Source organism: Allotamlana fucoidanivorans (assembly GCF_006265225.1).
Classification (GTDB): Bacteria; Bacteroidota; Bacteroidia; order Flavobacteriales; family Flavobacteriaceae; genus Allotamlana; species Allotamlana fucoidanivorans.
Window position 1 is genome coordinate 44,978 of sequence record NZ_VDCS01000011.1, and the last position, 14,328, is coordinate 59,305.

A 14,328-nucleotide genomic window follows, 5' to 3' on the forward strand; every position below is an offset into this window, starting at 1 on the left:
ACCAATGACTGAACAGGATATTGAAAAAGGGCGTAAAAATGCCATAATTAGCTATATTACCATATTTGGGGTTATTATAGCATATTACCTAAACAACGAAAACAAAAGCGCCTTTGCTAGTTTTCATATCAGGCAATCTCTTGGGCTTTGGCTTACCTTTTATGCGCTTGGTTACATGGTAAGCAACTTTGATAGCTGGCCTTTAACTTCTGGCTTTTATTTATTTTTTGCAGTACTTTTTATTTATGGATTGTCAACAGCCATAAACAAAAAAGCACAACCCGTACCTTTAGTGGGACATTTATATCAAAAACTTTTTTCAAACTTAGGAAGCTAATTCATGGAAAACACAACATTGTCTTTAGAACATATTATTCGCCCTTCCAGTCTTTCAGAAAACGCCCCACTGCTTATCATGATGCATGGTTATGGTAGTGATGAAAATGATTTATTTTCTTTTGCTTCTGAATTACCCGAAGAACTTTTTATTATCTCTGTAAAGGCTCCATACGCTATGCAACCCTACGGTAATGCCTGGTACGCTATAAATTTTGACGCTGACAGAGGAAAATGGAACGATATTGAACAAGCAAAATCATCTAGAGATTTAATTGCGACATTTATTGATGAAGCAACAGAAACTTACCCAGTTAAAAATACAGATGTAACACTTTTAGGGTTTAGCCAAGGGGCTATTTTAAGCTATGGTGTTGCTTTAACCTACCCTGAAAAAGTAACAAATATTGTGGCCTTGAGTGGTTATATTGTTCAAGATATTTTTCCTGAGAACCTAAGCGCACACAACTATTCACATTTAGATTTTTATTGCTCACATGGTAGCGTAGATCAGGTAATTCCTGTAGACTGGGCCAGACAAACACCTAACTTTTTAAATAGTTTAGGCATAAAAAATAAATATTCAGAATTTCCGGTTGGCCATGGTGTAGCCCCACAAAATTTTTATGAATTTAAAAACTGGATAAGTGAACAACTTGTATAATAATTTTATATAATCAAAAAATCCAGCCTTCGCTGGATTTTTTGATATCATTTAAAGCAATTATTACTTAATCATTCACTACCAACCTAAAGCCTTCACCATGAATGTTAAGTATTTCTACTTTCTCGTCTAATTTTAAATATTTACGCAGCTTAGCAATATATACATCCATACTTCTTGACGTGAAGTAATTGTCATCTCGCCATATCTTTGTTAAAGCTAATTCTCTTGGCATTAAATCATTTTCATGAAGCGCTAATAAACGTAGTAGTTCATTTTCCTTTGGAGATAGCTTTACTGGATCCCCACCATCAAATCGTAAAAATCGGAGTTTTGAATTAAGATCAAAACGACCTATCTTAAATTCAAACTGTTTACTATCTGAAATAGTTTCAGTAGCCTTACGCTGAATGATGGCTTTAATTTTCATTAACAGCACTTCACTATCAAAAGGTTTATTCAAATAGTCATCAGCCCCAACCTTATACCCTTTCAAAACATCTTCTTTCATGGTTTTAGCAGTTAAAAAGATAATAGGCACATCTGAATTTTTTTCCCTTATCTCTTTAGCTAAAGTAAAGCCATCCTTATAAGGCATCATGACATCAAGAATACATAAATCAAAATCATCCTTTCTGAATTTTTCAAAGCCCTCCATACCATTTTTGGCATGAGTTACCTCATAATCATTCATCATTAAGTAATCTTTTAGTACGGTTCCAAAATTAGGATCGTCTTCTACTAATAATATTCTTTTTTTGAATTCTTCCATAACTATGATATTAGCGGAAGTTTTATAATAAATGTACTTCCTTTGTCTTTTTCTGATTCTACTGATACATGACCTTGATGGTCTTCAACAATACGTTTAACGTAGGCCAATCCTAAACCATGACCCTTCACATTATGAATGTTTCCTGTATGTTCTCTATAAAATTTCTCAAAAACTCTTTTGGCAGCAGCTTTACTCATTCCGCTGCCATGATCTTTAACTTTCAATATAATGTTTGTGCCTACATTCTCTGTATAAACTTCAATCTTTGGCGCTTCTGGCGAATACTTAATAGCATTGTCCAATATATTTACAATAACGTTGGTAAAATGAGTTTCATTCGCTAAAACAGACGATTTATCTGCATTTAAATAGGTTTTAATATATCCTTTTCTGTCTTCTACAATAAGTTCTACATGCGTAATAGCATCACTTATTAAATCATGCAGTTTTACTCTATCTTTACTAATATTAAGCTCATTCTTTTCTAACTTAGATATACGCAACACATTTTCAACTTGAGCATGCATTCGTTTATTCTCTTCCTTTATCATTGAAAGATAACGAATTACCTTCTCTTTATCATCAATAACCTTAGGATTTTTTATAGCATCAAGAGCAAGATTAATGGTTGCTATTGGTGTCTTAAATTCGTGGGTCATATTATTGATAAAATCTGTTTTAATTTGAGCGATTTTACGTTGTTTGATTAATTGATAAAGAGCACTTGAATAGGCAATGATAATAATGGAAGTAAAAATTACCGAAAGCATAATCATCCCTATCACTCCTGAGAGAATAAACTTTTTATCTCCTGGAAAATTTACTAATAAGCGATAAAGCCCTCTATTGTTTTCATCTCTAAACAACGACACATCAAACGTTGACTTTGCTTCATTCTCAAAATTATCACTGTGTACTTTGGTTAACAAATCACCATCATACACCGCAAACTCAAAATCAATATTAATACCGTATTTGTTTAGGCGTTCAGACAATAAGTTTCTTATTTCGTTTTCTGAAACGCGTTTATGCACGGGCTTCCTTTTAGAAACTTCCTTAAAACTTTTATCAAAACTAAGACGTTGGGCTTCATCAATAGCACCGCTTCTTACTATTTTAGAAATTGGACTTTTTAAATCCTTTTCAGAACCTACATCAGTAAAAATTTCGGTTGTTGAATTTCCAATAATATTGTTTATATCTAAACTATCTAAACCAATGTCAAAGAGCGACGAAGACAATTTATAATCTTCTTCAAGCACATTACTTTTATAAATAAGCGTTTCTTTGGTACTGTTATTCTTTTGATAAATTAGTAGTTGAGAAACGGCATCTTCATCTGTTTTCTTTTCTTTATCAAGACTCATATATTCAGCAAAATACTTCTCAGACTCATTGTCTTCAATAGTATTTGCCACATAATTCAATACCGTAAGAACGTTAAATTTAAAACGGTCTTTTTCGTTGTTTACAGCATCATTTATATAGTAAGCCTGTATGGAAATAATACCGATAAGCGACAAGCTCATGAGTATTATTAACAGGATGAATTTTCTTTTGCTCATCAATCAAAATTAACATTTTAACATTTAGCCTCCTGTCCTTTTAACCTAATGTTAACAAAAATGTTAAAATTTAATATTTGTAATGATTTCCTTATGAATTTGAGCAACTTTCTCTTTAGTCTTTTCAAGATTTATATTTTCAATAACAAAATCAGATCGCTCTATACGGGCTTCATCTGTCCATTGATTTCGCATTATAGCTTCTATTCTAGCTACCGAAGTATGATCGCGTTTCAATAAACGCTTTATTCTGGTTTCTTTAGGCGCCGTCACTGTTATCACATAATCACATACCTTGTACCCACCATTTTCAAATAGTATAGCAACTTCTTTTATCACATATGGCACATTTTGTTTTGCTATCCATTTCTCAAAATGCCGCGCCACTCTGGGGTGAATAATTGAATTCATTTTTTCCAGAAAAACCTCATTATTAAAAATAGCATCTGCAAGAAAAGGTCTGTTTAACACCCCTCCTTTATAGGCTTCTTCACCAAACAACTGAATCAATTTTCGCTTGATAACCTTTGATTGATTCATAAGCTTTTTAGCTTCTATATCTGCAATGTATACGGGAACACCAAAATCTTCAAAAAGTTTTGCTACTGTGGTTTTACCACTACCAATACCTCCAGTAAGTCCAACAACTATCATTTTACAATTATAAATTCTATTTGTTTCTGACTCAGTTTTACATTTCTTACCGTTTTAGGTATTTCAACCACCTCTAATTTTAAAAACGCTTGATCTCCTTTTGCATTATTAAAGTCACCGACCACCTTAAAACTTTTATTTGTGACACTCTTGAAGTTTGACAAACTTACATAGTAAGATACTGAAATATCCTTTGGAAAATATTTAACCTTCACACCATTGGGTACATTTATTAAAGTTACAGGAACTTTTACAGCACCTTCGGTAAACTTTTCTACTCCAGCTTTTATAACCACCTTTTTGTGAGAGAATTTTAAATCAGGTTGATTTTGTGGTAAATTAATAGCCACAGGTTGTGAGATATGGCTTCTAACATCCTTCAACACCAATGGTTCTGTTTCTAAAAAACTAAACGAAGACACCAGAGCTTTAGGCCCAATAATCACAATAGAGTCTGGTTCTGAAACCATATTTGAAGCCTTATCATAACCTGGACTAAAAGCAATTTGTGTGTTTATCTTTACTGGTAATTTTTTAACCTGATTCACATCAAATTTGAAGGTCAATTTTTCTGGATTTATATTAAGCAACTCCACAGCCTTATCAAACTGCGTATTATTTAGATATGCCTTCGATTTACTATAAACAAAAAAGCTACCTTCTTTATACACATCTTTTTTAAAATCTACTTTTATTTTAGGTTTAGAAAAATAATAACTAAGCCATTTAAACCCATGTGTTTTAAGGGTAATATTCACTTTTGCTGTATCGTTTAAAATGACATACTCCTGCGGGACATGCATTTTCTGAATGGCAAAAGGAATGGTATTTGTATATTCCTTTGAAAGCTTGGTGAAAATTAAAATGACAAATGCCAATACAAAAAACAAAAGAAAAACATTTATTTTTCTGTTTTTAATAGAAGCGATTAATAATGATCTTAATTGTTTTATCATGGGGCTTCAAAAAATAACTTAGGAAAGTATACTTCAGGCGCTCTTTTACATATAAAAACCACTATGGTAGACTTCAAAAACCCTATACCATAGCCAAAAAATTGAATAATAATAGCAGGAATAACTAACAAGGCTACCTTAACGTTTTTCTCACTAATAAACCCTAAAACAAAAGCCATTAAAAAATATAGTACATATAAAAAAATAGGCCATTTTATATCTAACCCCAATAACACTATAGAAGCTATGAGCCCCAAACTAAAACATGTAGGAAACCAATAGGTTATTTTTTTTGTTGACGGATGCCATTTATTTAAAATAGGGCGTACCAAACCAAACTTGTTCACTTGCTTGTAAAATGTTTGCCATGAAATTCTACGTTTGTGATACACAAAAACTTTTGAGATTAACTTGGTTCTATAACCCAAATCCCATAGTCTAATTGATAAATCGGGGTCTTCACCAGGGTGTATTCGTCCAAAACCTCCTGAGGCTTCAAAGGCTTTTTTTGATAAGCCCATATTAAAACTCCTTGGCTGAAACGTATCTAAATGCTTTTTACCCCCTCTTATTCCGCCCGTTGTTAGAAAAGAGGTCATTGAAAAATTTACAGCCTTTTGCAAATTGGTAAATGAATGATGTGCCGCATCTGGTCCACCAAAACAATCTACATAATCCTCGTTTAAACTCCTTTTTACTTCAGTTAAATACTGTGGTGGCAAAATACAATCAGAATCTAAAATGATAAAATAATTGCCTTTTGCTTTTCTCATACCATAGTTTCTAGAATCTCCAGGACCTGAATTTTCTTTAAAGTAGTATGACACATGTAATGTGTCATTAAAAGCCTCAACGATTGATTTTGAAGGCAATGTAGAGCCATCTTCAACAATTACAATTTCAAACTCCTTTTTACCTTCAAGCTCCATAAAACTCTCTAAAAGTTCTTGAACTTCGTCTGGCCGGTTGTACACGGGAATGATAAATGAAAACTGCAATGCCATAACACAAATGTAATGAAAAAGCCACCGTTTTTACGGTGGCTCAATCTGTATATTTTATCTTAATTATTCTTCGTCTCCAACAAAAGCAGACATCACAGCATCACTCACACCCATATTACTAAAACCTCCATCATTATAAAGGTTTTGAAGTGTTACGCGTTTTGTTAAATCACTGAATAATGTCACAGTATAATTAGCACAATCTAAAGCCGTTGCATTTCCTAGTGGAGACATTTTTTCTGCATAAGATATAAAACCATCAAATCCTTTTACACCACTTCCTGCCGTTGTTGGTGTAGGAGATTGTGAAATAGTATTTACTCTTACTTTTTTATCTCTTCCAAAGAAATATCCAAAACTACGCGCAATGCTTTCTAAATATGCCTTATTATCAGCCATATCATTATAGTCAGGGAACACACGTTGCGCAGCCATATAACTCAACGCAACAATACTTCCCCATTCATTCATGGCATCTTGCTTGTAAAGCACTTGCATAACTTTATGAAAAGACATGGCAGAAACATCTGTTCCTTTCTGAGTCCAATCATAATTTTGATCTGTATAATGTCTTCCTTTTCTAACATTAATAGACATACCTATAGAATGTAATACAAAATCAATTTTACCTCCCAATATTTCCACGGACTTTTCAACTAGATTTTGTAAATCTTCCAATGATGTGGCATCAGCTGGAATAATTTGAGAACCTGTTTTTTCGGCAAGTTCATTAATTTGCCCCATACGCATGGCAACAGGTGCGTTAGTTAACACAAACTGTCCACCTTCTTCATGAACACGTTCGGCAGTTTTCCAAGCAATTGAATTTGAATCTAATGCTCCAAAAATGATTCCTCTTTTTCCTTTTAATAAGTTATACATGTATATTGAATTTGTATTTTAATTGGTTATTCAGCGCACAAAGATACTAATTAATTGAGTAATTCTTTTGCATGTGCTATAGCTGAAGTTGACACCTCTTTTCCTCCAAGCATTTGAGCGATTTCAACGATACGTTCATCATGGTTCAATTTACGCAAATTGGTTTGCGTTATATCATCAACATCTTTTTTATAAACCTTGAAATGCGAGTGTCCTTTGGCTGCAATTTGCGGTAAATGCGTAATAGAAAACACCTGCATGGTTTTACTCATTTGCAACATAATATCACCCATTTTATTTGATATTTCACCCGAAACCCCTGTATCAATCTCATCAAACATAATGGTAGGAAGCTGAATATACTGAGCTAACACCGACTTAATAGCCAGCATGATTCTAGATAATTCACCACCTGAAGCCGCTTTTTTCAATTCGTTAAAATGCCCCCCTTTATTGGCTGAAAACAAAAACGTTAAATTATCTTTCCCGTTAGCATAGAAGGTGTCACTCTTAGTAATATCTATATGAAATTGGGCATTTGGCATCCCTAAATTACTTAAAACAGACTCCAATTGTTGTTTTAAATTAGGTACCACCTCTAAGCGCTTCTTATGAATATTATCCGATAATTCATTTAGTTCTGTTTCTTTTAAACAAATTTCTAGGGTTTTCTTTTCAATATTTTCATCTAAATGTTGCGTTTCAAAAACCTTTTCTTCTAGTTTTAATTTAACTTCAATCAACTCTGAAACATTCGACGCTACATGTTTTTGCATTAAATTATGCAATATTTTAAGCTTAGTATCAACTTGCTCTAAACGTATCGGATCGGCATCTAAGCCCTCTTGTAAATCATGTACTTCACTAAACAAATCATCTAACTCGATAAAACTACTATTAACTCTTTCATAAAGCTCCTGATACTTTGATGATACCCCAGAAAGCTTTTGAAAAACCTGTTTTAAATGATTTAACGAAGTGATTATTCCAATTTGTTCATCTTCTAGTAAATGATGAGCTCCCGCCAAAAGCTCTTTGATTTGCTCAACATTATTTAAGGTTTCAAATTCTTCTTCGAGTGCTTCTTCTTCTCCTTCCACCAATTGAGCTTCAACTAATTCATTTAATAGAAACGAATTATAATCGTATTCTTTAAGTGCTTCAGCCTTAAACAATTCCAATTCTTTCAAGGCCGTTTGTAACCTTTTAAAACGTTTAAGTTCAGCTTGATATATTTCTAAATCCAGACCATTATCTGCTAAAGCATCAATGATTTGAAACTGAGAGTCTTGATTGGTTAATTGTAATGTTTGATGTTGCGAATGAATATCTATTAAACGTTCTCCCAAAACCTGTAAACCTGATAAATTTACTGGCGAATCATTAACAAATGCCCTTGATTTCCCCGAAGGTAAAATTTCTCTTCTTATAATAGTAAAGTCATCATAATCAAAACCCATATCTTTAAAAAGGGACTGCAATTTGTAACCAGAAACATTAAAAACGGCCTCAATGATACATTTTTGGGTAGCATCTTTCAAGCTACTTAAATCTGCCCGTTTTCCTAAAATTAATGACAAGCCCCCTAATAGAATAGATTTCCCTGCTCCAGTTTCACCTGTTATAATTGAAAATCCATTATTAAAATCTACTTGAAGTTGATCAATTAATGCATAATTTTTTATTGATAGTGATGCTAACACAGTGATTTATTGGGTTAAATTTAAAACTTAAATATAGGTGTAAAACCGTTTTAAAACAAGGCTGATTTAAAACCTTATACTTTGCCACTTTGTACTATACATGGGCGCCACTTTTTGAAGAGCGTCTTTTACGCTAGCTATATTTACCTGAGGGCCTCCAGAGAAAATTTGTTCAATTTCATCAGACTTAGCATCAAAAAAAGTACGTAACAAAAAGGAGTTTGGTCTTCTGCTATTCATAGGTAAAAACATTTTTATAGCTTCTGCTATTTCTGTTTTACCTGTTTTTACATCACTACTCATCACATCTAAACCTTTTCTGTGATAATTGTAAAGCACCGCCCTATATTCTTTAAAGGTTGGAGAAAGCACATTATCTATCAGTGCAAACCTACTTTGTAAACCATCTTCTACTTTCCAGCCTTTATAATTCCCTTGCTGGGAAAAATTAGTAATTATTTGCGCTTGTTTATAATATTCATCACCTCCTTTTTCTGAAAATGTATCGGCATCTAAGGCTAATATCATATACACATGAAACGCTAACACGGATATTAAATTAGATTCAAATTGGGTAGGATTGTATATAAGGTTTTGAAACTCTAAATACCTAAAATTAAAATCTTTATCATTAAAATTATAAATAGGTGTACTAAATGATGATTCGAAAACAGGTCTTGACGATTGAACTTGCAAAGCGGCCTGAAACGATTCTCCACTATAGTTATTTACATTAATAACCATAGTGCAATTAATACGCTCCTGAGTTTTGAATGTTTTATCTGTCCATTTTGTATTGTTAACAAACTCCGTAATTTGCTTTTCAAGTGTTTTGAAAATAGGAAAATTTTCATTCCCAGTTTGCTGAGCATTAACAACCACATTGCAATTCAACTCTTGTGAAAAACCTTTAATGGTTAAGCAGCATACTATTAAAACTAAAATGTTACGCATTAATTTCTAACATAATTTTGTTAAGCAAATCTGAAGCTACCTCCGTTTTAGACTTCAATTGATGTGCGGTCACCACCTCTTGATCATCAATAAAAGTAACTTTATTGGTATCGGTTTTAAATCCAGCCCCTTTATCATTCAACGAATTTAAAACAATTAAATTTAAATTCTTCTTTTTAAGTTTTTCTTTAGCATGTTTTAATTCGTTGTTGGTTTCTAAAGCAAAACCTACCAGATACTGCTTTGTTTTAATAGCTCCCAATGACGCCAATATATCTTTAGTTTTACTTAATTCTATTATTAACGTATCTGAAGCCTTTTTTATTTTTTGCACAGCTACTTCTTTTGGTGTAAAATCTGCTACGGCAGCCGATAATATAGCAATATCACATGCTTCAAAGTACTTATGAACCTCATCATACATGTTTTGAGCACTTACCACTGGAACAACAGTAACTAGAGCATGATTTAAACTTTCATGTGTAGGCCCACTTACCAAAACAACCTGTGCTCCTAAATTTGCAGCAACTTTGGCAATCTCAAACCCCATTTTCCCACTGGAATGATTCCCAATAAAACGCACCGGATCTATCGCTTCATAAGTTGGTCCTGCTGTAATTAAAACTGTTTTATCTTTTAGTGGCAGTTTATTTAAAATATCCTGCTCCAGAAAACACACAATATCCTCTGGTTCAGCCATTCGGCCTTCACCAACTAACCCACTGGCTAATTCTCCACTGGTAGCAGGAATCATAACATGCCCAAAAGCGTTGAGTTTTTCAAACGATTTGATGGTTGAAGGATGCTTGTACATATCCAAATCCATAGCTGGTGCGTAATAAATTGGACATTTAGCCGATAAATATGTAGCTAATAACAGATTATCACAAACCCCATTAGCCATTTTACTCATGGTATTTGCTGTTGCTGGTGCTACTACAAACAAATCGGCCCACAACCCTAAATCTACATGACTATTCCAAACAGCATTATCATCTGATTCATCTGTAAAAGAAGAATATACTGGATTTTTTGAAAGCGTTGATAACGTTAAGGGTGTTATAAAATCTTTTGAAGATGGCGTCATGACTACTTTTACATGTGCACCAGATTTTACAAACAGCCTTACTAATGAAGCAGTTTTATAAGCGGCAATACCACCAGTAATACCTAACAGGATGTTCTTACCGCTTAATATACTCATAAGAAATTATTCCTGAGAATCGTCCTCAGTATTTCTAAAATAAACTTTATCTGTTAACCATTCTTGAACGGCTAATGCATGAGGTTTTGGTAATTTTTCATAAAATTTTGAGACCTCAATTTGCTCTTTATTTTCAAAGATTTCTTCAAGACTATCATTGTAAGTAGCAAACTCTTCTAACTTATCAATAAGTTCTTTTTTAATCTCTGTGTTAATTTGATCTGCACGTCTAGCAATGATAGAAATTGATTCATAGATGTTTCCAGTTGGTTCATCTATTTGATTTCTGTCATACGTTACTGTATTTACAGGAGCATTGATTTTTTTTAAATCCATTGTTACTATTTGTTTAACTTTTTGAGCTGTAATTTTTTAATTCCTTTTCTATAATATTTGCCATATCATCAACGTCTTCAATATACTTTGAACTAGCAAATAATTTCTTGAATGCTTTAGAATAATCTTTAGCTGTTTCAAGTCTATCTTGTCGTTTTCTTTCTACACTATTAACTGCTAATTTATAAGCTGAATCTAACCTATAAAACAAGGCTTCTTCTTTTAGTTTTGATCCTGGAAATTCAAATATAAAGTTGTCAAAAGACCTGATTGAAGCTTGATAATCTGATATGGTATTATATTGTTTAGCTATTTCAAAAGCCTTCTTTTCTAATTTAAAAACCAATTCTTTTACCATTTGATTTGCTTCAGGCACATACTCTGAGTCTGGAAACAGGTTTATAAACTCTTGTAACTTTTCAACCGCTTCTTTAGTCTCTTTTTGATCTTTACTATACCTTGGCGAAAGCATAAAATAACTTTTCACCGCATAAAAAGACGCCTCCTCTAGTTTTTCACTTTTAGGGTAACTTGAAGCAAAACGCTCAAATTGATAACCTGCAACGTAGTAATCTTTCATTTTATAGAAAGAACTTGAGTACAGATACATCAGTTTTTCTGCTTGTGGCTTCCCTCTGTAATTTGGTACAATTTGAGCAAATAACTTATTCGCTTTAGCATACTTGCCATCATTATAAAGCGCTTCGCCTGCTTTAAACTTTGCACCAATATCGGTTGACTTTAATACCTTTTGATATTCGCTACAACTACTTAAAACAAAGAAAGTTATTAATATGTATAAAAATTTATTCATAGATTTTTAAACAGAATGCAAAATTAAGTTAATAATATGGATTTTAAAAATAATATTTCAAGCTAAAGTAATGGCTAAATATAAGCATTCACAAGGTTTAAGTTATATTTAACTTTTTAAGGGTTCAATAGCATCAAACAATTCATGATCAAGAATCATGTCACCGGCATCATTGTAATAATAGGCCTTTATAAATTTACAATTAAGCTTTGTATCCTTTAGTAAATAAGAATATAACTGGTGAACTTCCTGATTAAACGACTCATCATAATAACTCACCATAATGAGCAACTCCCCATGTTGCTTGATAAGTGCTTCATCTGAGTACCCAAAAAGCGGGCTATCTTGGTCAATTTCATGAACCAAAGTCCAGGTAGTAGGCAAGTACTTAATGGTATCTCGCTCTAACTTTAAAGCGTAAAAGTCATTAACATACTCACCTTTCTCATTTTCTTTGGTATGCACAAAAGTCACCGAAACTTTAGGGTTTATCATGGTGCTTTTTCGGTCATTTTCAATTCTAAACATAAGCGCCTTACCGTCTTCAAAATCTCTTAAAACCATATATTCACTAAAACGAATAGCGGCTCTTGGTTTTGAAAAGCGGCCATACAATAAACCTGTGGTAAAAGCAAAAAACATGAGTCCTACAAAAGCTTCTATTGAAGACACAATACCACTAAAAATACCTTTGGGGGCCAAGACACCATAACCAACTGTTGTAAATGTTTGGGATGAGAAAAAAAAGGCTTTTAAAAAATCTTTAAACACATCACCACTAGGTTGTGTAATATCTTCAATACCCAACAACAAGTAAATCAATGCAAACAAAACATTGGCCAACATGTATGTTATAAGAGAAAGACCAAAGAACTGCGACCAAGAAATAGTAACCAAATAGTTGTAGGCTTCAGAAAAACGACGCGGTTTATTTTCATGCAACACATTAAAGCTTCCACGGTTGTTAATCATGCGTTTTGCAAATTGCACCGATACATTTCCTACCCCTGGATCTTTAATCTTCCTTCCCAAAACTAGAATGCTTCTACAAAACTTTTTATGTTTTCTTTTAATGCTTGTGATGCCGATACGAGAGGTAAACGTACCCTATCTGCACATAAACCTAAAGTTTCTAATACCGCTTTAATACCTGCTGGGTTATTTTCAGCAAAAATATACCCAATAACATCCATTAACTTAAAATGTAGTTTAAAAGCTTCTTTGGCATCTCCTTGCAAGCCCAATTTAATCATTTGAGAAAATTCTTTAGGAAATGCTTGCCCAATTACAGAAATCACACCAGCACCTCCAGCTAAAACAACCCCTAAAGCTAAATCGTCATCACCAGAAATGATTAAGAAATCTTCAGGTTTATTCTTAATAAGCTCATAATATTGAGACATATTATTACCTGCTTCTTTCACACCAATAACATTCGCAAAATCATTGGCCAACCTCAAAGTGGTTTCTGGCTCCATATTTTTTGAGGTTCTTCCTGGTACATTATATAAAATAACATCTACAGGCGATGCTTCTGCAATCGCTTTGAAATGCTGATAAATACCTTCTTGAGTTGGTTTACTATAATAAGGTGACACAGATAAAATAGCGTCAATATCTCTTAAATCTGTAGACTGAATCTCTTCAATGATAGACGATGTATTATTCCCCCCAATACCTAACACCAAAGGCACACGCCCATGGTTAGCTTGCACTATAATTTGAATAACCTTTTTTTTCTCTTCTTTGGTAAGTGTAACACTTTCTCCTGTAGTACCACATATTACCAAATAATCTGTACCGTTTTCTATATTATAGTTTACAATATTAGTAAGCGCTTCATGATTAACGCTTAAATCTTCATTAAATGGGGTAACGAGTGCAACACCTGTCCCTAAAAATTTACTCATTCTACTCTATTTTATTTAATATTTTTAAATACTTAAAGACTTCCTCTTTAAATACATCGAATGCTTTTAATGGTATTTTAATAATTAAATCATTTAATCGCATATCAGACTCTAATGTTCCAATTTTAAACATTGCTTTTGACGATGCTGTTATCAATTTCAATTCTAACTTATCTTGCTCATAATAACTAATAAGCACATCAAAATTAGTGTCTAAAAAGGATTGCAAACTTGTATTTTTCACTGCTCCATCCCAAGAAAAATCTTTAGGATTGTAACGTTCATCCCAAGTATTTAAATCTTCTGTTATATGCTCTGAAAAAGAAATAACTTTTAGTCTATTAGCATTAACACCCAAGGTTGAAACTAATTGCTCAAAGACATCAATACTTTCAAACTCATCAATATTTACAACAACACCAACGCTAGCTACCTTATTATCAGAAGTATTAACACATCGTTCTGACAACAATTTATTTAACTTCTTTTTAATAGATTTTTCTTTAAAACCTTTTAAAATCATTCTACCTTTATGGTTTGCGCAAAGGTAACAAAAGTACATTCAATTTAT

The 14,328-nt window shown here is 32.9% G+C and carries 16 protein-coding genes; 2 read left to right on the top strand and 14 right to left on the bottom strand.

Features of this window, described 5'->3' with window-relative positions:
* Positions 1-4: 4 nt before the first annotated feature.
* The gene (locus tag FGF67_RS12055) at positions 5-337 is read left to right on the top strand and encodes a hypothetical protein (RefSeq protein ID WP_139698007.1); all 333 of its coding nucleotides are present in this window, start codon (positions 5-7) and stop codon (positions 335-337) included.
* A gap of 3 nt (positions 338-340) precedes the next feature.
* On the top strand, positions 341-1,000 hold the full coding sequence (locus FGF67_RS12060; protein ID WP_139698008.1) for an alpha/beta hydrolase: 660 nt from the start codon (positions 341-343) through the stop codon (positions 998-1,000).
* A gap of 67 nt (positions 1,001-1,067) precedes the next feature.
* Here the strand turns inward: FGF67_RS12060 and FGF67_RS12065 are convergent, their stop codons facing one another.
* The 14 genes from FGF67_RS12065 to FGF67_RS12130 form a co-directional block, all read right to left on the bottom strand.
* Entirely contained in the window at positions 1,068-1,772 is a 705-nt protein-coding gene (locus FGF67_RS12065) for a response regulator transcription factor (protein ID WP_139698009.1), read from the bottom strand.
* Between the two features lie 2 nt (positions 1,773-1,774).
* Positions 1,775-3,340 carry a sensor histidine kinase gene (locus FGF67_RS12070; RefSeq protein ID WP_199240681.1) on the bottom strand — a complete coding sequence of 522 codons (1,566 nt, stop codon included), beginning with the start codon at positions 3,338-3,340 and terminating at the stop codon, positions 1,775-1,777.
* Between the two features lie 63 nt (positions 3,341-3,403).
* Entirely contained in the window at positions 3,404-3,994 is a 591-nt protein-coding gene (gene coaE, locus FGF67_RS12075; protein ID WP_139698010.1) for a dephospho-CoA kinase, read from the bottom strand.
* On the bottom strand, positions 3,991-4,950 hold the full coding sequence (locus FGF67_RS12080) for a CdaR family protein (RefSeq protein ID WP_233244070.1): 960 nt from the start codon (positions 4,948-4,950) through the stop codon (positions 3,991-3,993). Before FGF67_RS12080 ends, coaE begins: the two co-directional genes overlap by 4 nt.
* Positions 4,947-5,954 (bottom strand): glycosyltransferase, encoded by a 1,008-nt coding sequence (locus FGF67_RS12085; protein WP_139698011.1) that lies wholly within the window; start codon positions 5,952-5,954, stop codon positions 4,947-4,949. Before FGF67_RS12085 ends, FGF67_RS12080 begins: the two co-directional genes overlap by 4 nt.
* A gap of 63 nt (positions 5,955-6,017) precedes the next feature.
* Complete coding sequence (locus FGF67_RS12090; RefSeq protein WP_139698012.1) at positions 6,018-6,836, bottom strand: enoyl-ACP reductase FabI; 819 nt, start codon at positions 6,834-6,836, stop codon at positions 6,018-6,020.
* A 50-nt stretch (positions 6,837-6,886) separates the two neighbouring features.
* Positions 6,887-8,539: a DNA repair protein RecN gene (recN, locus tag FGF67_RS12095; protein ID WP_139698013.1), complete on the bottom strand. Its 1,653-nt coding sequence runs from the start codon at positions 8,537-8,539 to the stop codon at positions 6,887-6,889.
* Between the two features lie 66 nt (positions 8,540-8,605).
* Positions 8,606-9,493, bottom strand: coding sequence for a type IX secretion system protein PorD (porD, locus tag FGF67_RS12100; RefSeq protein ID WP_139698014.1), 888 nt, complete (start codon positions 9,491-9,493; stop codon positions 8,606-8,608).
* The gene (gene coaBC, locus FGF67_RS12105; RefSeq protein ID WP_139698015.1) at positions 9,486-10,697 is read right to left on the bottom strand and encodes a bifunctional phosphopantothenoylcysteine decarboxylase/phosphopantothenate--cysteine ligase CoaBC; all 1,212 of its coding nucleotides are present in this window, start codon (positions 10,695-10,697) and stop codon (positions 9,486-9,488) included. Before coaBC ends, porD begins: the two co-directional genes overlap by 8 nt.
* Positions 10,698-10,703: 6 nt before the next feature.
* Positions 10,704-11,033, bottom strand: a complete 330-nt coding sequence (locus FGF67_RS12110; RefSeq protein ID WP_139698016.1) for a DNA-directed RNA polymerase subunit omega — start codon at positions 11,031-11,033, stop codon at positions 10,704-10,706.
* A gap of 13 nt (positions 11,034-11,046) precedes the next feature.
* On the bottom strand, positions 11,047-11,847 hold the full coding sequence (locus tag FGF67_RS12115) for an outer membrane protein assembly factor BamD (protein WP_139698017.1): 801 nt from the start codon (positions 11,845-11,847) through the stop codon (positions 11,047-11,049).
* Positions 11,848-11,955: 108 nt separating this feature from the next.
* A complete protein-coding gene (locus tag FGF67_RS12120) occupies positions 11,956-12,879 on the bottom strand; it encodes an ion channel (RefSeq protein WP_139698018.1) in 924 nt (307 codons plus the stop codon).
* 2 nt (positions 12,880-12,881) lie between these two features.
* Positions 12,882-13,757: a 4-hydroxy-tetrahydrodipicolinate synthase gene (gene dapA, locus FGF67_RS12125; protein ID WP_139698019.1), complete on the bottom strand. Its 876-nt coding sequence runs from the start codon at positions 13,755-13,757 to the stop codon at positions 12,882-12,884.
* Between the two features lies 1 nt (position 13,758).
* Complete coding sequence (locus FGF67_RS12130; RefSeq protein WP_139698020.1) at positions 13,759-14,280, bottom strand: DUF6913 domain-containing protein; 522 nt, start codon at positions 14,278-14,280, stop codon at positions 13,759-13,761.
* Positions 14,281-14,328 lie beyond the last annotated feature (48 nt).